Here is a 19,062-nt window from a genome sequence, read left to right as displayed (position 1 = left end):
GAAACATCGGTGCACTTCATCCCGCGCCGGTCCCGGCGGCAGGTAGCATCGACGTAGACCCGTGGTTGGGGATTGAAACAGTCGCCGCAAGATCTCCTCGTCCTCCAACTGTCCAACTGTAGCATCGACGTAGACCCGTGGTTGGGGATTGAAACGGAGTAACCAAGGCTTTCGCGGAACTCACGACTGGAGTAGCATCGACGTAGACCCGTGGTTGGGGATTGAAACTGCGGTTGCGTCGCAGGTGAATGCGTGATGGCACCGTAGCATCGACGTAGACCCGTGGTTGGGGATTGAAACAAACTTTGTCCGTCGCATCTGGTGGCCGGCTAAAAATGTAGCATCGACGAAGACCCGTGGTTGGGGATTGAAACTGTAAATTCCACGATTGCTAAGAAGAAGATAGAGTGTAGCATCGACGTAGACCCGTGGTTGGGGATTGAAACGATGCCGTGGCTTGGCCAGGGGACGGAACGGATCGAGTAGCATCGACGTAGACCCGTGGTTGGGGATTGAAACTGGAGGAATCTGGCAGGCCATGCCGCCGGGACCGGCGTAGCATCGACGTAGACCCGTGGTTGGGGATTGAAACCATGAACTAGCCAGCGTGTTTCTGCCTGTTCGGCAAGTAGCATCGACGTAGACCCGTGGTTGGGGATTGAAACGCGAAATACGCCTCTCGAATGAGTTGTGTCGGTGTTTGTAGCATCGACGTAGACCCGTGGTTGGGGATTGAAACCACAGCGACCAGACGCCCTGGTACATCCACGTGCCAGTTGGAGAACTTGTTGCAGATGCTGCCTTCCTCGCACAAGAAACGGCCGGTCATTGAACGCGAGTTGCGCATGCTGTTAAGCGGCCGGACCGGGGAGAAGAACGTGGCGTACCAACTGGAATTTGGTACAAGGACGCGGCGGACGTCGTCGTGGCGAACGATCTGCGAGTCGAGTACAATGGGCGATCGGTGCAGATTGACCATTTCGTTGCGCTGCCGGCGGGGTTTTTGGTCATCGAGAGCAAGTCATTGCCGGACCATATTTATATTGACGAAGCCGACAATTGGTTTCGGATGGCGCGAGGGAAGCGCGGGGTTGAGGACCGGGAGGGCATGTCGAATCCGATCGAGCAAAATAAACGCCACATTGCCGTCTTGCAGGAACTGTTCGGCTCTGTTGCTCACGGGGGTGTTCCACCCCTTGCCAATGTGATCGTGTTCCCGCATCCGAAAGTGGTGGTCCGGGGTTCAAAACCAGCGGGCGCGTATCTGTTGAGGGTCGACCAGTTGCACACATTTATTGAAAAGCTTCGTGGTTCCAAGCCGGCTCCGGAGACGGCCTCCACCTTTGATCTCATTAAGCTTGCGTTGACGTATCATCGACCGCTGGTGCTCGATCCTTATGAGCGTTATCACATCGACAAGAAGGACGTCTTACCCCTCAGTCGACGGATCGAGTTCGACGTCAAGCAAAAGGCGTACCTCTGCGTTTTCTGCGCGGCCAAGATGGCTCTTCAAAGGGACCGGAACGGACTGTTTTGGGGCTGTCCGAACAATCCGCAGTGCAAAAAACGCGTACCTGCTTCGGTCGCGGTGCAAGTTGGAACGGAAGCCGTTGAACGGAGCGAAAAAGACAAAGATTTTCTCACCTGGCTGTTTACCGACAAGCCGCGGCTGTGCCCCAATTGTGGTGACATTTTACAGCGGAAAAATCGCGCAATAAAGAGTACTGGGCGTGTCCGAATGTGACATTGTGTCGGTATCGGGGATCTTGACGTGCCCCGCGGTCTCGAACACGAAGGAGACGGGGTGGTGAAGACCGACGGCGTACAGCGCACCGGGCCGACTGGCCGAGCAACCGGGCGACGCAGGTCGCCTCGCCAAACCCGAGGGCGGCGACGGTGGTAAGCAGGGCGATCAGGTAGGAATCGACGAGCGGACCCGGGCCGCCGAAAAATGACCGGGTACAATCGTCGAGATCGGGAGTCATAATGATCGTGTTCGACCCGAGGGAATTCATTTTCCTGTTTGGCCATTGCATAGGTTTGCCTTTTCATGCGGGGGCTTGCAACTGCTCGCAAAAATCTCAATAAAGATTGATATTCTTAATCATTTTGTGTAGAATTATCCTATGAAGGTTTCCATTGGTAGAGCCGCCAAAGAGTTGGGAGTTGCCCCGGAGACCCTTCGCCGCTGGGAAGCGGAGGGGAAGATTCAGGTGGAGCGGACGCCCGGAGGTCACCGTCGGTATGACCTGGCCAGCCTTCGCGGGTGATCCAGCAGGGAGCCGGAACCGAAAGAGCGGATCACTCTCGCCTATGCCCGGGTCTCCAGTCACGACCAGAAGGGGGATTTGGAACGGCAAGTGGAGTTGCTGGAGACGTTCTGCGCCGCAAACGGGTGGCGGTTTGAGGTGGTCCGCGACTTGGGTTCCGGGCTCAACTACAACAAACGGGGCCTGCAGGAACTCATTCGCCGGATCTGTTCCGGCGAAGTGGGCCGGTTGGTGGTCACCCACAAGGACCGCCTGCTTCGTTTCGGGTCGGAGTTGGTCTTCTCCTTGTGCGAGCATTTTGGAACGGAGGTGGTCATCATCAATGCCTCGGAAGAGGCGACCTTCGAGGAAGAGCTGGTGCAGGACGTGCTGGAGATCATCACGGTGTTTTCGGCCCGGCTGTACGGGAGCCGGAGTCGGAAGAACCGGGACATCATGAAGCGACTGAAGGAGGCGGCCGATGCAATCTGCCTTGAAAATGCTTCTGGAAGTGGATGAACACACCGCGGCGGTGCTGGACGGCCAGTCGCGGATCGCCAACTGGCTGTACAATCACCTGCTCGAAGAGGCGAACACCTTGCGGGAGAAGTTCCGGAGCACCCAGGACCCGGAAGCGGCCAAGGTGCTGTACACCAAGCGGGGCCTGCGCAACCGGATTCCGATGCTGAAGAAGGAATATCCGTTCCTGCGGACGGTGTATTCGTCGGTGCTGAAAAACGCGGCCCTGCGGCTCAGCAGTGCGATCCAGGAATACCAGAAGGGCCGCCACGGCGGGCGGGCGAAACGGGTCAACTGGCCAAAGTTCCGGTCGTGGAAGCGAAAGTGGTTCTCATTGCAGTATGATGAGCCGTGGAAGGGGTTCCGGTTGGATGGTCGGACCTTGGTCCTGTCCCTGGGGATGGCGATGGACGAAGCGACGGGCAAACGGAAGCAAGTCCATGTGTCCACCCGGCTGGCGGAACCTTTGCCCGATTGGTTCGATTCGGACAAGGTCCGCCAGCTTCGGATCGTGAAAGAAGGGCGGTTGTTCTACGCCGTCTTCACGGTGGAGCGGCCCGTTCCTTCTCGGCGGCCGGTGGGGCGGGTCATCGCCCTCGACCCCAACCACAAAAACCTGGGCTACGGAGTGGGGACCGACGGGGTGGCGACGGAAATCCTGAACCCGTGGTTTCTCAAGATTCTGGACCGCAGGATCGACGAAGTGAAGTCCCTGCGGGACCGGTGTCAGAGGAAGTCGGTGCGTGCGGTGAGGGAAGACGGGACGGAGGCGTGGCTGCCGTCCCGGCGATGGCGGAAGCTGAACGTGCGGTTGGAGGAACTATGGCGGGTGCGCCGAGAGCAGACGAAGGTGTACCTGCGCACGGTGGCCAACCGTCTGTACCGGGAGTATGACGCGGTGTTCGTGGGAGATTACGCGCCGCACGGCGGGGGAATCAGCCGGGGGATGCGCCGGGCGATGAATAACCAGTCGCTCATTGGGCGGTTCAAGGAAACCCTGGCGTGGGTGGCGACCCGATCCGGGAAAGTGTACGGCGAGTGGGACGAAGACGGGTCGACCCGCACCTGCCATGCCTGCCACTACAAAGTGCCAGAGGGGATTCCGCCGGAGGTTCGGGAGTGGACCTGTCCGGAGTGCGGGTCGCGCCATCTCCGGGACGAGAACGCGGCGATGAACGGCCTGGCGCAAGTGCTGAAGAAAGTTGAGGTGCCCTGCTCGGGCCGTCTGGGAGGCCGGGTGGCCGTATGGACCAGGCGGGCTTGGCGGTTCGACGGTCTAGGTATCGCTGAGATGCCGGGGATCGTCGGCGGGCGGGTGGGGGATCACGCCGCCGGCCGCCAGGAAATCAAATGAGGGACATGACAGTCCCGAACCCAAATTCTGCGCAAAGTGAGATTTGTGCAGATTTGGGAGAGCGGTCCACACCATCATGCGGGTGGCCATACGGTCTTATGACGGTGGGAAGCCAGGAGGCGCGGCTCACTGGGCCGCGCCCAAGATTTTTGGAATATGAGTTTCTTTGTACGCCTGGGTTTCGGTGAGATATTCGCTGGAGACGGCAGTCGTGCTTCGATTTCCGAATTGATTCCACGTCGGATCGACAATGACCCAGCTCGAGCCGTCCCAGGCTCTCAGCCATTGGTGTGGACCTGCGTATGGGCCGACGGTTTCGCCGGACACGGTTTCGGCGGCGATACCGACCGAGCGAAGCATGGCTACCGTCAGATCGGCGAATTGTTGACAGACTCCGCTTCCGCTTTTCCAGGCATCGTCGGCACTTTTCCACACCGATCGCCCGGCGGAAAAGCTGTCCCAATCGTACCGCAGTTTGCCGGATACAAAATTGGCGACGGCGGCGATACCGCTGCGAATGGAGGGGGCGTTATCCATCAGGACGGTCGCCGTGGCTGCGAATGCAGGGTTTTGGTTGTAATCCACCCATGCGGACGCGAGGCGCGCCAGATCGGTTTCCGGCAGGGCTTCCGCGTCCGAGTGGACAGCATACCCGACATACTGTTGCAACCGGCCATCATTGGTTTGCAATTGCCGGAAGAAGTCGGGTGTGAGAAACACGACCAAGTCGCCCTGGAAAGGAACTCGCAGCTCGGCTCCGAAAACCCCGTTGGCGGTGATCGGCAGAGTGTAGTTCCAGGATTTTGACCAATCCCGGGCGGCGATGGTGACGGTGACGGATTTCACCCCGCCGGAAGCTTGTCCAATGACCGGGAGCCATCCGTCGACGGGCTGGTAGGGCCAACAGGTCAAATTCTCGGTCTTTCGCGGGATCGCGGGCGGAAGAGGGCCCTTCAACGGCCGGATGCCCGAATGTTCAGCGTCTGGAACCGGTACAGGGCTTTTTGTTTTCAGGTCATGAAGCCCGATGATGAGAACGAGCGGCACACTGTAGGTGTCTCGGGAGCGAGCCTGCACCGTATAGATGCCGGGTTTGGAAGCGGTGAAAGTGGCCCAGGCCGCCTTCCGGTTCTGCACGGTCCACCGGATGTCCCGGGATCCTGGGCGGACGGCGGCGTCAGGACTGTTCACAAACCAGTCGGTATCAGGCTCGACGTCCCGGGTGCTGGAGAATGCCCATAGAAAGAGTGTTTGGCCGGGGGCGGCCGACAGAATGGGCGGTCCCTGCCCGCGAAGTCCCGCGTCGGTGCTGGCGACAAGATACAGATCGTTCCCGGCCCGCAACCAGAACGAGGTATCGTCCGCCGCTGGCGGCACCGGCGGAATGGGCTGGGCAACGTACGGAATGGGCGGGGTCGCCGCGTAGGCCGGTAAAGTGAAGATCCTGGGAACGGCTGCGCCGGTCAACACCAACAACGCCGCGACAACGCGAAACGGAAACCAAAACATTCGCATGTTCATTGAGGAAACGCCCCCTTTCCTGTACAAGACGCGGACGGTGTCGTAGATAAACTGTGGCGAATATATGCACATCAATATTTCGTCCAGTAAGGGGAGGGTTTCCTGCATGCGTAAGCCTCCGGAGCATCGACTGCTGTCGAGCACCGGGCGGGGGTGCCGAGGGGTTGGCGGCCAACCGGGACCGGTACTGCGGATGCCCACCCCTGTTTGAAAGAAGCCCCTGGTCGCAGAGGAGCGGGGGCACTGAGCCATATGGACGAACATCAGGGCGTCATGACAATGTTCGGAGAATCTGATGATAAAGTGCCATAGCTGTTTTGGGCAGAGTGGATCTTCCATGTTCGGTTGTTTGGGTCTAGAGCATCGTATATGTCCAGTTGTTGGGGCGTTGTCCCAGGTTTCGTGGAAATTTGAAGGTGGCGGTCTCCTGAACCCGTTTGGTATAACGGGATTGGGCACAACAAGAAAGGAGAACGCCACCTATGAAATCAAGGGTACATCAAATTGTGAGAAATGACCAGAGCCTGTTTTCGACACTAGATCCTTCTCAGCAGTTCACCCTCCAACTGTCGCTACTGGACGTGATGGAGAGCGCGAAAGAGGGACTCATGGCCTTGGCGGTTCAAACCGGGCTTCGAGTGATTCAACTCATGATGCGAGAGGAAGTCGAAACTTTGGTGGGCCCCAAAGGGAAACACAATCCAAAGCGCAAGGCTGTGCGACACGGAAAGGAAAAGGGCTCCGTGATGCTTGGGGGCCGGAAGGTGGCTGTGGAAAAAGTTCGGGTACGCAGCGTCGACGGTCATGAAATCCCGCTGGAGACCTACCAGGCTTTTCAGGATCCAACGCTGCTGACCCAGGCCGCGTTGGAGCGGATGATTCATGGCTTGTCGACCCGAAACTATGCGTTTGGTCTTGAACCGGTCGGAAACGAGGTGGAAACCTCCGGCACGAGCAAGAGCGCCGTTAGCCGGCGTTTCATTGCCGCCACGAAGAAGCTGCTCGAAAAACTCATGCAGCGGCGCCTGGACGACCGCCGGTACGTGGCGCTAGTTATTGACGGGATCGTCATGGCGGACCACACCGTAGTGGCGGCATTAGGGATTGACGTAGGGGGACAGAAGCAGATCCTGGGCGTCTGGGAGGGAGCGACAGAGAATGCGACAGTGTGTAAAGGACTGCTGACGGACCGGGGACTGAAACCCGATGATGGGATCCTGGTCGTCATCGACGGGAGTAAGGCTTTGCGTGCCGCAGTACGGGACGTGTTTGGAGAGACGGCATTGGTTCAGCGGTGTCAGGTGCACAAGGAGCGCAATGTCCTGGAGCATCTGCCGGAGAAACAGCGAGATTGGGTCAAGAGGCAATTGCGGGAGGCCTGGCGCCAGGAGACCGAAAAAGAGGCACTGGCAGCCCTGCGGCGATTGGCGGCACAACTTGAGAAGGCGTATCCAGGAGCAGCAGCCAGTTTGCGCGAGGGGATGGAAGAGACCGTGACCGTGATCCGGCTGGGAGTTCCGGAACTGCTTCGGGGAACTCTGCGCTCGACGAATGCGATCGAATCAGCCAATGAGAAGGTGCGGATGGTGAGTCGGAACGTCAAGCGCTGGCAGAATGGGGAACAGGTGCTGCGCTGGGCGGCTGCAGGATTTTTGGAGGCGGAGAAAAAGTTCAGGACCGTCAAGGGATTTCGCCAAATCCCTCTGCTCCTTGATGCATTACACAAATGTGTACATCCGCAACCACAGCAGGAAAACAAATCCATCACCGCGTAAATTGAAGAAAAAGGCCGTCAGGAAAATCCACGACGACCGGGACAACCTCGTTGTTGGTCCATTCCCCCCTGTTGTTGAGAAGAATAAAATTCTGAGTCCGATTCCACGAACGTTCCCCAAGGTTCCGAACCTGCACCTTGGTCTGTTCTCCATCCAGGGGAGGGACAGGGCCGACCGCAGCTGTTGCACCGACGAAACCGGATTTGAACTCGACAGGGCCCGATTCTCCATCGACGATGAGCGTGGCTTTTGTGTTGCCAAGATCTCGGGATGAGATTGTCAGCATGTTGCGTGAGAAAGAGAATGTCACGGTGCTGTTGCGGTCCACCTGGGCCGTATGCGTGTCGGATACCGACCCGAACGGACTGTCGACCTTTGCCGTGATTTCTTATGAGCCCGGCAGTACAACATTGACGGACGCGGCCGGTTGGCCATCAATCTGGTATGCGGCGCCGGACGGTCCTTCGATACTGAGTTGTGCTGTCCGTACGGCGATTTTGTACCGTCTGAAGCCAATTGGGCTGTCCATCCGCCGTCGATGACGAGGAGACTGCCCGTCATATAGTTCGACTCCTCGGAAGCCAGATACACCGCGGCCGCCGCCACATCTTCAGGCTTTCCGACGAACCCCGTGGGAACGGGCCCGGCCGTTGCGCCGCCTTCGACCTTCTCCTTTCTCCGGTACAGGGCAAACACGGCCGGGAGCTGATCGGCACCGAGCTTCTCGGCGGGGCCGGATTGCGTCGAAATGTTCGATCAGGGTGCGCGAACCTGGAATGATGCCCAATTGGCGGGGGTATCGATCGTGTGATCATGATCACGCGGAACGGTCCGATCGTCGAGGTTGTGTGAGTCGTGAGGGGGCTCCTATGCGCCGTGTATGCCAGTGGTCTTCCGCTGTTCGAACAGTGAAAAAGGCCCCGGATTCAACCCGGGCCTTTCCTTTTAATGACCCTTGTCGCCGCTACCAGGGCGACCACCAGCTGCGACCGCCGGATCTGCAGCTCCCGCCGGTAGACCTCCCGTAAGACCATGGCACGGGCGAACGACGGGGCGGCGCCAGGGGACAAAGGTGCAGAGCCTTTTGTTCTCATGACCGGCTTCCCGGTGGCGCAGCGGCCCACACCCCGGCTTGTCGACGTGTATCTCTCCCCTTGATGGTGCGAGCCTTGTGCATCATGATAAGGGTACATCGGATACCGGGGGTGACGGATGTGGAAGAAAGGGTGTACATCGCTGTCACGGGCATTCAGCACTATTTCGGGCCGCAAGTTTTTCAACTCAACCAAATCATCGTTTTGACCAAGGAACCGGACAATGCCCACGATGCCGAAGCGATACGGGCGGAGATTCCATCCATCGGCAAGGTGGGGTACGTGGCCAACAGTCCTCACACCGTTCCGCGCGGATGCCGCAGCGCAGGACGGATCTACGATCTGTTTGAACAAAGCATAGCCGGGGTTGTGAGGTTTATTCTTAAGGACACGGTGATTGTGGAATTGTTGCCCGATGTCAAGGAGATCGTCATGATCCAAAAATTGTCAGAAAGCACAAGCAATGTGATCGTCGTGTGGGAACCACACGGATCCATCATGTCGGAAGACGTTGAGACACGGAATGGTCGACCTTGATCCACTGGCAGAGGCCCCCATTGCCCGTCGAAATCGCCGGCCACTTGTCGGCGGTGAGGGCCACCCAACCGGCAAATTCCGCGCCTCCTTCCACGTCGCCGGCGTTCGCGGCTGTCAGATGCCCGCCTCGTTTCCTCTGTATTCGGGGAAACGGGCGGCACCGGCCGCCGCAGCTCGCGAACGGACCCAAAACAGGCTGGTACCGAATCGCCGTCAACGGCAGCCTTCCGGGTCTTCGCCGCATCGAAGATCACCGGATTTGGTTGATCCGCAATTACGCCATGACCCTGGTCGCGATCTTGGCGAGAGCCGCGGTGCCCGTCCGTCTTCTCATCCTGGGTGTGAGAAGGTCAAGTGAAAAAACCGAACGCGAGATTGTTGAAGGTGCAAAACCACAACCCGGTCAAAGACGTTCACCCCCGCATTAATCCAATCGGTGAACCATTTCGTACTTGTTGCCGCACGGATCCTGAAAATAAACGGCGTAGTAAGTCGGGCTGATCGGGAACAGCCGGGGTCCGCTGATGATGGTTCCCCCGTATTGCTTCACAAGCTCCGCAATCCGGTCCACCTCCGCGCGGTCATGGGCCCAAAACCCGATCAAATTTTCGTTCGGTTTATGATCGGGATCTTCCGTGATGGCGAAATAAGGAACGCTCGGAAGATCTCCTTCCGCGGCGAATACTTTCCATTTTTCCGAATGAAAGGTGCGGGTAAACCCCAACGCATGGAGCAGATTCTCATAAAACGGGCGGACCTGCTCCCAAGAGTTTACTGTCAAGTCGATATGGCTGAATTTGTTCATCGCTACGCCTCCACACGATTCCTGATTTGCCTCAGCTTCTGGTCCCAGAAGCGTCTCATCAGTTCCCTGACATAAACGTGGTATCAACAGTTGCCGGAATATGTATCCAAACCTATCCGACGACCGCTGTCGGCCTGACCTTTGTCTCCTTCCTTCCGGAAGGGAGCCGCCCCTGGGGTGGGCGCGCTTCTCGGCGTGTGCTTCCTCCCGCGTCCGGCAAACCGGTCCCCAAAGAGAGAAGCTCAGGACCATCCCGTACCACACGGGCACTCGCGAAAGGCAGGAATCCCTGTCCCGTCCAGGCGGTTAGCCTCCCGCGAGGCCAGAGGGATATTTTTCCTTCAGGCAACCTCTGGCTTTGGGTCATCCCCTTTGCGGGGATACACGAATGTCTTCGTCCATTTCCTGTACAGGTTCATCATCCCCACAAAATCCGCGTCCGCGTTGTACCGGTGGTTCGGGTTCTTGCATGTGAACCGTGAGCCGTTGCGTTCCCCGAGCACCTTGCAGCGGCTGGACACGCCTTTCAGACTGTTCACCAGATCTCGCGCAGGTCTTCCAAAATCTCTTTGGTGAACACTCCGCGCCGATATTTAGTCACAAAGACCAAATGGACATGAAGATTATATACGCAATGTCGACCTGTACGGATCTCGTTTGACTTTGTCATAGACCAAGTATATCCTAAAAACATGAAAATTCTCAAGTCATTTCGATTCCGTTTGGAACCGACAACGGAACAATCCCAGTGCCTCACCCGTTACCGGGGATGTGCGCGGTTGGTCTGGAACAAGGCGCTGGCCTTGCAAAAGGGGCGACTGGAGGCCGGGTACCCTTTACTCTCGTATGAGGAGCTTGCCCGGCTCCTGACACTCTGGAGACACAGCGAGGAATACGGTTTTTTGGCCAACGCCCCTGTGCACCCTTTGCAATGGACGCTCAAGTTCCTGGATCGGGCAATCCGGGCGGCGTTTGACAAGTCCAACCCGGCGCGCTTCCCGACGTTCAAGAAAAAGAACCGGGACGAGGCGGGCCTGCGCTTTCCGGACCCGAAACAGATCAAGCTCGACCTGTCGACCAAGGATGCGGACGGGCGGTGTGTCTTGCCGAAGGTTTTCCTGCCCAAGATCGGGTGGGTGAAGTTCCGCAAGTCCCGGACCATCGACGGGACGATTCGGAATGCCACGGTAACATGGCAGGCCGGGCACTGGTACATCTCTTTCCAGACGGAGATCGACGTGCCGGAGCCGGTTCACCCGTCGGAGTCGGCTGTGGGGATCGACCGGGGAATTGTGCATTTTGCGGCGTTGTCGGACGGCACGTTTGTCGATGCGCCGGGATGGTTCCGTCGGCACGAAACGAAACTGGCTTGGGAAATGCGGAAGCTGTCGCGGAAGAAAAGGTTCTCGCGAAACTGGCAGAAACAGAAGGCCAGGCTTCAGCGTCTTCATGCGCATATTGCGAATGCCCGGCGGGATTTTCTGCACAAGACCTCCACGGCCATCAGCAAAACCCACGCGATGGTGTTTGTGGAGGATTTGCGGATCCAGAACATGAGCCGGTCAGCCAAGGGGACGAGGGAAAATCCGGGGAAGAACGTGCGGGCGAAGAGCGGGCTGAACAAAGCGATCCTGGACCAAGGGTGGTTCATGTTTCAAACGTTCTTGGGCTACAAGCTCCACTGGTTGGGGGGCTGGCTGGGGACCGTCCCGGCCCCGTACACGAGCCAGACTTGTCCGGTTCCGGAATGCGGACATGTGAGCCAAGCGAATCGGCCGAGGCAAACGACATTCCGGTGCGAGAGGTGCGGGTATGAGGGCAATGCCGACACAGTGGGAGCGATGAACATATTAAGGGCTGGACTGGCCCGGATCGCCTGTTCTCCGGTGTAGCGCCGGGGAGTCGGTTGTTCGACCGATCCAAGGGGTGCAACAAGGCCCCTGGTGGCAGGAAGGAATCCTCCGCCAAAAGGGGGAGGAGGTCAAGATTGCGATCAGTCTCACGCCAAGGATGTTGATGATCGTCTGCAGGATGACCATGCCCGCCGTCACCGCCACCAACACCCCGTGGCTGGAGGCGGGCAATCCCAGCAATTGGGCGACATACGGAGCGCCGCCGAAATCCACCGCCGCCACCGTGGCCAACAACGCGACAAGATAGATCCACCCGGCGATCCATCCATAGCCTTCCCCAACCAAATGTTTTCCCCACTGGTAAATCGACCCGGCAATGGGATAGTGGGAGGCCACCTCAGCCATGGCCAGGGCCACCAGCAACTGACCGGTGAACACGATGGGCCAACTCCAAATAAACGCAGGACCCCCGGTGGTCAGGCCATATCCGAAGAGGCTGAAGATGCCGGTGGTGGCCGAGATAAAGGAAAAGGCGATGGCGAAATTGGAGAAAAGAGACAAATTGCGGCTCAGTTCCTGGCGATACCCGAGTTGTTCGAGATCTTTGGCGTCTTCATCCGACAGACTTGACGTCTGCAAACGGGTTTGGTCATTCAATTTTCCGTCACCTCCGCAAAAGGCTGGGGTATTTTTGTCGGTCCCTTTCGCCCGCCACCCAGTGAACTTTAGCAAAAATCATACCGAAACCAGGCGTAGTTTTCGGAATTAAAATAGGCGCGATTTAGGCTCGGTGTTCAGACGTGGCCGGGAAGCGGCATGCATTCGTGCATACCCTCCTTTCTGGATGATTCATATGTGGATTAAAGCCGGGGGATCCGTACGGCACAGTCTTTTAAGACAAATTGTCTTGGATCTGGGCGGACAGCTCTTGCTTTTGAGTGGACATTATGGTAAAGTGAAAACGAACAAATGTTTGAGAGTTGGTGTGGCAATGGGGCGTCGGACCCTGGAGCGAGTTGTGACGAAGCAAACGTTAAACCGGGTGCGGTCGGCGTACATGCCATTTTCGTGGTCGATCAATCCGTATCGGGGATGTTCCCACGGCTGTTCCTATTGTTATGCCCGGGCCACTCATACGTATCTGGGGATGGACGCCGATGATACGTTCCAGAGCCACATTCTTGTGAAGGAGAATGCCGCGGAGGCCTTGGATAGGCAGTTGGCCGAGATGGTGCGGAAGGGCGGGGAGAGGGCGCTTCGCGGATTAGGCCTGGTGACCGTGGGGACGGCCACTGACCCCTATCAGCCCGCCGAGGCCAAGATGAAGATCACCCGGGGCTGCCTGGAGGTTTTGGCGAAGTATGGGGTGCCGTTCACGCTGACCACCCGGTCTCCGCTGATCCTTCGGGATCTCGATGTTTTGGTGAGGGCGAGGGTCCGGGCGATTCACATGAGCATCAACACCCTTGATCCGGTGTTGTGGCGCCGCTTGGAGCCGGAGAGCCCATCTCCCTTGAAGCGCCTGGAGGCGGTGGCAACTCTCGTGGGACAGGGAATCCGTGCGGGCATTTTCCTGGCACCGATCCTGCCGGGGCTCACCGATAGCGATGAAGTGATGGCATCGGTGTTGCGCGCGGCGAAAAAACATGACGCCCAGTTTGCAGTGGCCTCTATGTTGCGTTTGGCTCCAGATGTGAAACAATGGTATATGAGAACGATTCAGGCCCACTACCCGGAACTGGTTCCCTTATATGAGGAACTGTATCGGCGCACAAACCCGCCGGCAGCTTTTGCGGCGAAAACCTTGGCCCGGGCTCACGCCTGGATTCGCCGGATGGGGATCCCGTTTTACCGGGAGGCGGCGGAGAAAGACGGGATGAGATCTTCTCTGGCTGCGGATCAATCGGACGAGCCCGGGGGGTATGGCTCGGAAGGAATAGGAGAGGGCGGCGAAAAAACCACGGAATCGGTGCAACTTCAGCTCCACTTTTGAGAGTGACTCTCGATAGCGGGGCATCTCGGCGAATAGCGGCGGCATTCAGACGTAACCGGTGGGGAGCAGCTTGGCGTCGACAAAACGGGGCGTAGCGCCGGTTGACGGACATGGCCCGTTGGAGTACATATACGGTACGGGGGTACAGTTCTCACGTCGATAAGGAGGCGAGTGGCCGTGGCCACAGAGATAAAGGAACACGCGGCATCGGGCTCTGCGGAGAAGCGCCGGCCCGATCGGACGAAGGTTACTCTGGCCATTCAGGGGATGACCTGTGCGACCTGCGCCAATCGGATTGAAAAGGGGCTGAGTAAACTGCCGGGCATCGAGGAGGCATTTGTCAACCTCGCCCTGGAAAAGGCCACGGTGGAGTTCGATCCGCGGCAGGTGTCGGTGAAAGATATAGAGGACAAAGTCAGAAGCCTCGGTTACAAAGTGGCCAAACAGCGCTTGGAGCTGGATTTGTCCGGCATGACCTGTGCGGCCTGCGCCAATCGCATTGAAAAGGGCCTCAATAAACTGCCCGGTGTGGAGGCGACGGTGAATTTCGCCTTGGAAAGGGCAACGTTGACCTATTACCCGGGGGCCGTCGAAATCGACGATATCATAAAAAAGGTTCGGGACCTTGGTTACGATGCCAAGGTGCACGAGGAACAAGATGCAGCGGCCGACGATCTTCGCCGTAAGGAGGCGGTGGAGAAGCGCAATCGTCTTCTGATCTCCACCTTGCTATCGTTGCCCCTTCTCTACACGATGGTGGGGCATATCCCGGGGCTGCACGGCATTCCTGTGCCCGGGCTGCTCATGAACCCTTGGTTTCAATTTGCTTTGGCAACGCCGGTGCAATTTTTGATCGGATGGGTTTTTTATCGCGGAGCGTACAAGTCGTTGCGCAACGGAAGCGCCAATATGGACGTCCTCGTGGCCCTGGGCACATCGGCGGCATATTTTTACAGCCTGTGGGGGACGTTGCGCTGGGTGGCCGCGGGGGCGACGGGTCATTATCCCGCCCTGTACTATGAAACCAGCGCTATCCTGATCACGCTGATCCTCGTAGGCAAGTGGCTGGAGTCAGCGGCGAAAGGCCGGACATCGGAAGCGATCCGCCATTTGATGGGCATGCAGGCAAAGACGGCGACCCGGGTTCGGGATGGCCAGGAAGAACAGGTGCCGGTCGACGCGGTGGTTCCCGGTGATTGGCTGCGGGTGCGCCCCGGCGAAAAGATCCCGGTGGACGGACGGGTGCTGGAAGGACTGTCCACGGTAGATGAATCGATGCTGACCGGGGAGAGCGTACCGGTGGATAAGAAGCCGGGCGACGCGGTGATCGGGGCGACGGTCAACGGGAACGGCACGTTGTTGATCGAGGCCGTGAAGGTGGGGAAAGAAACCGCCCTCGCCCAGATCGTCCGGGCCGTGGAAGAGGCTCAAGGGACGAAGGCGCCAATCCAGCGGATCGCCGATACGATTTCGGGAGTTTTCGTACCCGTCGTGGTAGGCATTGCCGTGGTTGTCTTTCTTTTATGGTTCGGGCTGATTGATCCGGGCAACTTTACCCGGGCTTTGGAGAACGGGATTGCGGTGTTGGTGATTGCCTGCCCGTGCGCCCTGGGCCTCGCGACGCCCACGTCGATCATGGTCGGGACCGGGAAGGCGGCAGAGTTGGGGATCCTGTTCCGAGGTGGGGAACATTTGGAGCGGGCCCAGAAAATCAACGCTGTGATTCTCGATAAGACGGGGACACTGACCACCGGCAAGCCGGCTCTGACCGATATCGTGGTCAAGAACGGAGACGAAGCGGAGCTGCTGCGATTGGCGGCCTCCGCGGAGGGGCCGTCGGAACATCCCTTGGCCCAGGCGATTGTTCGGGGCGCGATGGAACGCGGCATGACCACTGAGTCGGCGGACTCCTTTGAGGCGATTCCGGGATACGGGGTTCGGGCGGTCGTTGCGGGGCATAAGGTCCTGGTCGGCACCCGGGCGCTTCTCCGCCAGGAAGGGATTGAGATCTCGGCGGTGGAAGGTGCCGCCCAGGAATTGGAGGGGCTTGGAAAAACGGCGATGTTCGTCGGTATCGACGGAAAAGTTGCCGGTGTGCTCGCCGTGGCGGATACTGTCAAGGAAAGGGCGGCCGAAGCGGTTCGCCGACTGAAAGATCTTGGCGTCCAGGTGGTCATGGCTACCGGGGACAACCGGCGGACGGCCGAAGCGGTGGCCCGGCAGGTGGGGATCGACGAAGTCTGGGCGGAAGTCCTCCCCCAAGGTAAAGCGGACCGGGTGAAGGCGCTGCGCAACCAGGGCAAGGTCGTTGCCATGGTGGGGGACGGGATCAATGATGCGCCTGCCCTGGCGGCGGCAGATCTCGGCATTGCCATGGGCACGGGGACCGATGTGGCCATCGAGACGGCGGACATTACCCTGGTAGGCGGCGATGTTACGGGTGTGGCCCGGGCCGTGGAATTGAGCCGGAAAACGATGCGCAACATCCGCCAAAACCTGTTCTGGGCCCTTGCCTACAATACTGTGGGCATCCCGGTAGCGGCGGCCGGACTTCTCGCGCCGTGGGTGGCCGGTGCCGCCATGGCTTTTAGTTCGGTATCCGTGGTGCTGAATGCCCTGAGGCTCAAAAGGGTGAAGGTGGCTTAATGGGGAGAGAAGCTGGTGCGGTAGATCGCGCGTTGCATTGTGAGGCCTAGGGTCAAGGCCAGTGGCGGTCCACGCCATGCGGGACTTGCCCGAGATCCAAAGGGCCTGGTTGTGAAATTCGGGACCGGGAGAGGAGGGCGCAAATGGCGGTTGCCTCTCCCGGTCTTTCATGCGTTCATGTACACTTTACAAATGCGGGGATCCCGAGCCGTGGAGGCCGATGGATTCATCGTGTTTTTGCTTCGGTCTGGGTCGAGCTGTTGCCGGGACTGGTCAACTCCGGGTCCGATCGGTAAAGAATGTTGAGATCGTTGATGCGACTGGCATAATCGGCAATCTCCCAGTACAGTTTACAGACCTGATCCCAGTCGTCCTCTACGGCTGCGCGCTCTTGGAGAGTGGCGATGACTTTCTCGAAACGGGCGATGACATCGGGGATCCCAGCCCGGATTCGCTCCCAGTGGACAATCACGGCCTCTTGCAGGTCGGAAGGGTATTCGTCCCAGTCCCGATCCAGAGATGGGACCTCGACCTCCAGGCGTGAATCATATTGAAAGAAACGCTCGGTGACACAGGTCATTGGACATCCTTCTATCCCATGGAATTTTGCTTGGGTGCGGCACCCGGCACAGTAAGGGTTGGCGCCGCATTGGCACGGCCTTCTTCATCATAGCGCGACAGGGCCCGGAATGCCAGGGGTGACGCGGGAAACGGGAGTGCGAGAGGTGGGTGAGAATGTGGAGAGATCAAGACAGGGGGAAGCGGGGCAGCCGACCTGGGTTCGCACGTCGCCGGAACACCGATTTGAGCTCCAGTTAGCATATTTGTCCACCCACCCCGGGGCCTTTGTGGAGCGGGTGGACGCGGGAGGTTGTGCCACGGCCGTTCGCTGGCGAGATCGCCCAACCTTTGTGGAGGTTCGCGTCGATGGCGAGGGTTCGGTTGGCGACGTTTCTGTGAAGTCTCCGAAGTCGGTAAAGGCCTCGTCGCCAGTAGAGCCGGCACCGCTCTCCGGTATCCGGGAATCGCAATCCCCGACCCGCGGGGTGTGGGTACGCGGCCCGGTGGAAGTGGCCGATCGGATGTTTCAATTGGAAGCGGACATTCGCGGCTTCGATAATGCGGTTGCCGGTTCACCGCTGGAACCTCTTCACCAGTTGTATCGAGGTTTCAAACCTGTATGCATGGCTGACCCATTTCAGGGCATGTGTTGGGTAATCGTTGGGCAACAGGTCAACGTCACCTTTGCCGCGAAGCTCAAACGGACGTTGGTAGAGAAATTTGGCGATACTCTCCAGGTCGGCGAAGCGGTGTACCGGGTGTTCCCCTCTCCGGAGCGAATTGCGGGCTTGGAGCCAGAAGATCTGCGACCTTTTCAATTCAGCAGGCAGAAGGCAAGCTATCTGATTTCTTTGGCCCGGCGGATCGTAAACGGTTGGGACACCTCCGTGTATGAAGGCATGGAGGCCGAAGAGGCCATTGCGCACCTGACTCAAGTAAAAGGAGTGGGGCGGTGGTCGGCGGAATGTTTTCTACTGTTTGTGTTCCGGCATCCCGATGTCTTGCCTGCCGCAGATATTGGGTTGCGGCGGGCACTGGGGAAACTGCTGGGCTTGGGTCGCAATGCCACCGAGGCGGAGTTGCGGGAGTTTGGCAGGATGTTTGCCGGGTGGCGAAGTTATGTGTCTCAGTATCTTTGGCTGGCCCTGCGGGAGGGGCGATGGGAAAAAGAAGCTGTGGACTGAAACAAAAGAGGGATGGGTCATGGTGGTGATCGTGGAGGTCTGTGACATCAATCCTGCGGCGACGTTGGATTGGGAGGAGTTGGAAAGAAAATATCCCGGCACTTCGGTCATTCTCCATTCGTGTCTCAGCCAGTGTGAACTCTGTGCTGAGTATCCCTATGCCTTTGTGGACGGCGACATTCTCGTGGCCGATTCCGCCGAGCAGCTGTACAAGGATGTTCTGGCCCGGGTGGAAGGGGTCTGGAAAGCTTGGCATCAGGCCGATTAAAGAGATGGGGCGATGGGGGTGCCGCGGCGGTGAAGCTCCTGGAAGGGCTGTTGATGCCGGAGTCGGGCGCAGGATGAACTGAACATGGCCCGGGTTGGCGGGCATCACGGTTCGGAGCTGTGGAGCCCCGTGTGCCCGACTCGGCCACGGCATCATGTCTCCTTGACCTTGGCCACCAATCCGTCCGTCCAGTTCACTAAAGATCCGGGATGGCAGGCAAAGATCGCCCGGGGACTACCCGCCGCCGCATAAACAATTTCGTGATGAAACAGGTCCTCGTCGATGATGGTGCGCAGGGGTGAACGGTGCCCCAAGGGTGGTACCCCGCCGATCTCAAACCCAGTGAGATCCAGGACCGTTGCCGGATCCGCCAATTTGACGGGCCGTCCCATGATGGCCGCGAGTTTTTCTGGGTCCACCCGGTGGTCGCCCGCGGCGATGACGAGGATCGGTTCCTCTCCTGCCAAAAAAACGATGCTTTTGGCAATTTGAGCTGTGGTTACGCCAAGGGCTTGGGCCGCATCCGCTGCGGTGCGGGTGCTCGCCTCCATTTCCACCACCCGGATTCCGGGGTCGATAGATTCCATGATTTTCTGAAACCGGGCTACTCCTTCATGCATATTCATCGCCTGCCTCTCGTACCCTTGCCATCCTTGCGCAGAGTCGGGGTGATCCCTCTGGCTCTTCGGCCCGGAATCCCCCG

Annotated in this window: 16 protein-coding genes, 1 pseudogene and 1 CRISPR repeat array (1 of these 18 cut by a window edge); of the genes and pseudogenes, 11 read left to right on the top strand and 6 right to left on the bottom strand. The window is 58.7% G+C overall.

What is annotated here, in order from left to right; translation table 11 throughout:
* Nucleotides 1-739: a CRISPR direct-repeat array (repeat unit 37 nt; unit sequence GTAGCATCGACGTAGACCCGTGGTTGGGGATTGAAAC) (it extends 179 nt beyond the left edge of the window).
* A gap of 186 nt (nt 740-925) precedes the next feature.
* The 3 genes and pseudogenes from CVV65_RS13425 to CVV65_RS13415 all read left to right on the top strand — a co-directional run bounded on the left by CVV65_RS13425 (nt 926) and on the right by CVV65_RS13415 (nt 4,122).
* Nucleotides 926-1,744: a nuclease-related domain-containing protein gene (locus tag CVV65_RS13425; protein ID WP_157935527.1), complete on the top strand. Its 819-nt coding sequence runs from the start codon at nt 926-928 to the stop codon at nt 1,742-1,744.
* Nucleotides 1,745-2,126: 382 nt separating this feature from the next.
* A pseudogene (locus CVV65_RS13420) lies at nt 2,127-2,768 on the top strand (IS607 family transposase).
* Complete coding sequence (locus CVV65_RS13415) at nt 2,731-4,122, top strand: RNA-guided endonuclease InsQ/TnpB family protein (protein ID WP_100668558.1); 1,392 nt, start codon at nt 2,731-2,733, stop codon at nt 4,120-4,122. The pseudogene CVV65_RS13420 and the gene CVV65_RS13415 overlap by 38 nt, the downstream one beginning before the upstream one ends.
* 126 nt (nt 4,123-4,248) lie before the next feature.
* Here CVV65_RS13415 and CVV65_RS13410 read toward each other — a convergent pair whose 3' ends face one another.
* Nucleotides 4,249-5,643, bottom strand: coding sequence for a transglutaminase-like domain-containing protein (locus CVV65_RS13410; protein ID WP_157935526.1), 1,395 nt, complete (start codon nt 5,641-5,643; stop codon nt 4,249-4,251).
* A 482-nt stretch (nt 5,644-6,125) separates the two neighbouring features.
* On the opposite strand from CVV65_RS13410, the gene CVV65_RS13405 reads away from it, so the two are divergent.
* The 3 genes from CVV65_RS13405 (at nt 6,126) to CVV65_RS13385 (ending at nt 9,049) form a co-directional block, all read left to right on the top strand.
* Nucleotides 6,126-7,418 (top strand): IS256 family transposase, encoded by a 1,293-nt coding sequence (locus CVV65_RS13405; RefSeq protein ID WP_232796623.1) that lies wholly within the window; start codon nt 6,126-6,128, stop codon nt 7,416-7,418.
* 284 nt (nt 7,419-7,702) lie between these two features.
* Nucleotides 7,703-7,960 carry a hypothetical protein gene (locus tag CVV65_RS16975; protein ID WP_198592212.1) on the top strand — a complete coding sequence of 86 codons (258 nt, stop codon included), beginning with the start codon at nt 7,703-7,705 and terminating at the stop codon, nt 7,958-7,960.
* 672 nt (nt 7,961-8,632) lie between these two features.
* The gene (locus CVV65_RS13385) at nt 8,633-9,049 is read left to right on the top strand and encodes an HIRAN domain-containing protein (protein ID WP_232796622.1); all 417 of its coding nucleotides are present in this window, start codon (nt 8,633-8,635) and stop codon (nt 9,047-9,049) included.
* A 424-nt stretch (nt 9,050-9,473) separates the two neighbouring features.
* Here the strand turns inward: CVV65_RS13385 and CVV65_RS13375 are convergent, their stop codons facing one another.
* Both CVV65_RS13375 and CVV65_RS13365 read right to left on the bottom strand, forming a co-directional pair.
* A complete protein-coding gene (locus CVV65_RS13375; RefSeq protein ID WP_100668553.1) occupies nt 9,474-9,854 on the bottom strand; it encodes a VOC family protein in 381 nt (126 codons plus the stop codon).
* A 535-nt stretch (nt 9,855-10,389) separates the two neighbouring features.
* The gene (locus tag CVV65_RS13365; RefSeq protein WP_407928361.1) at nt 10,390-10,524 is read right to left on the bottom strand and encodes a transposase; all 135 of its coding nucleotides are present in this window, start codon (nt 10,522-10,524) and stop codon (nt 10,390-10,392) included.
* Between the two features lie 22 nt (nt 10,525-10,546).
* Between CVV65_RS13365 and CVV65_RS13360 the strand changes: the two genes are divergently transcribed.
* Nucleotides 10,547-11,746 carry an RNA-guided endonuclease InsQ/TnpB family protein gene (locus CVV65_RS13360; protein ID WP_100668552.1) on the top strand — a complete coding sequence of 400 codons (1,200 nt, stop codon included), beginning with the start codon at nt 10,547-10,549 and terminating at the stop codon, nt 11,744-11,746.
* Here the strand turns inward: CVV65_RS13360 and CVV65_RS13355 are convergent.
* Nucleotides 11,705-12,364: an APC family permease gene (locus CVV65_RS13355; RefSeq protein ID WP_198592031.1), complete on the bottom strand. Its 660-nt coding sequence runs from the start codon at nt 12,362-12,364 to the stop codon at nt 11,705-11,707. The genes CVV65_RS13360 and CVV65_RS13355 overlap by 42 nt on opposite strands.
* A gap of 196 nt (nt 12,365-12,560) precedes the next feature.
* On the opposite strand from CVV65_RS13355, the gene CVV65_RS13350 reads away from it, so the two are divergent.
* Together CVV65_RS13350 and CVV65_RS13345 are read left to right on the top strand one after the other, a co-directional pair.
* The gene (locus CVV65_RS13350; RefSeq protein ID WP_232796621.1) at nt 12,561-13,700 is read left to right on the top strand and encodes an SPL family radical SAM protein; all 1,140 of its coding nucleotides are present in this window, start codon (nt 12,561-12,563) and stop codon (nt 13,698-13,700) included.
* A gap of 177 nt (nt 13,701-13,877) precedes the next feature.
* Complete coding sequence (locus tag CVV65_RS13345) at nt 13,878-16,346, top strand: heavy metal translocating P-type ATPase (protein ID WP_100668550.1); 2,469 nt, start codon at nt 13,878-13,880, stop codon at nt 16,344-16,346.
* Nucleotides 16,347-16,572: 226 nt separating this feature from the next.
* Here the strand turns inward: CVV65_RS13345 and CVV65_RS13340 are convergent, their stop codons facing one another.
* Entirely contained in the window at nt 16,573-16,926 is a 354-nt protein-coding gene (locus CVV65_RS13340; RefSeq protein WP_100668549.1) for a hypothetical protein, read from the bottom strand.
* 157 nt (nt 16,927-17,083) lie between these two features.
* Here CVV65_RS13340 and CVV65_RS13335 point away from each other — a divergent pair, with 157 nt between their 5' ends.
* Together CVV65_RS13335 and CVV65_RS16810 are read left to right on the top strand one after the other, a co-directional pair.
* The gene (locus CVV65_RS13335) at nt 17,084-18,091 is read left to right on the top strand and encodes a DNA-3-methyladenine glycosylase family protein (protein ID WP_157935525.1); all 1,008 of its coding nucleotides are present in this window, start codon (nt 17,084-17,086) and stop codon (nt 18,089-18,091) included.
* A 19-nt stretch (nt 18,092-18,110) separates the two neighbouring features.
* A complete protein-coding gene (locus CVV65_RS16810) occupies nt 18,111-18,359 on the top strand; it encodes a YuzB family protein (RefSeq protein WP_157935524.1) in 249 nt (82 codons plus the stop codon).
* A gap of 152 nt (nt 18,360-18,511) precedes the next feature.
* Here CVV65_RS16810 and CVV65_RS13325 read toward each other — a convergent pair whose 3' ends face one another.
* On the bottom strand, nt 18,512-18,985 hold the full coding sequence (locus CVV65_RS13325; RefSeq protein ID WP_197945624.1) for a YbaK/EbsC family protein: 474 nt from the start codon (nt 18,983-18,985) through the stop codon (nt 18,512-18,514).
* Between the last annotated feature and the right edge of the window lie 77 nt (nt 18,986-19,062).

The organism is Kyrpidia spormannii, assembly GCF_002804065.1.
In the GTDB taxonomy this organism is placed as follows: domain Bacteria; phylum Bacillota; class Bacilli; order Kyrpidiales; family Kyrpidiaceae; genus Kyrpidia; species Kyrpidia spormannii.
This window is presented reverse-complemented; position numbering and strand designations above follow the sequence as displayed.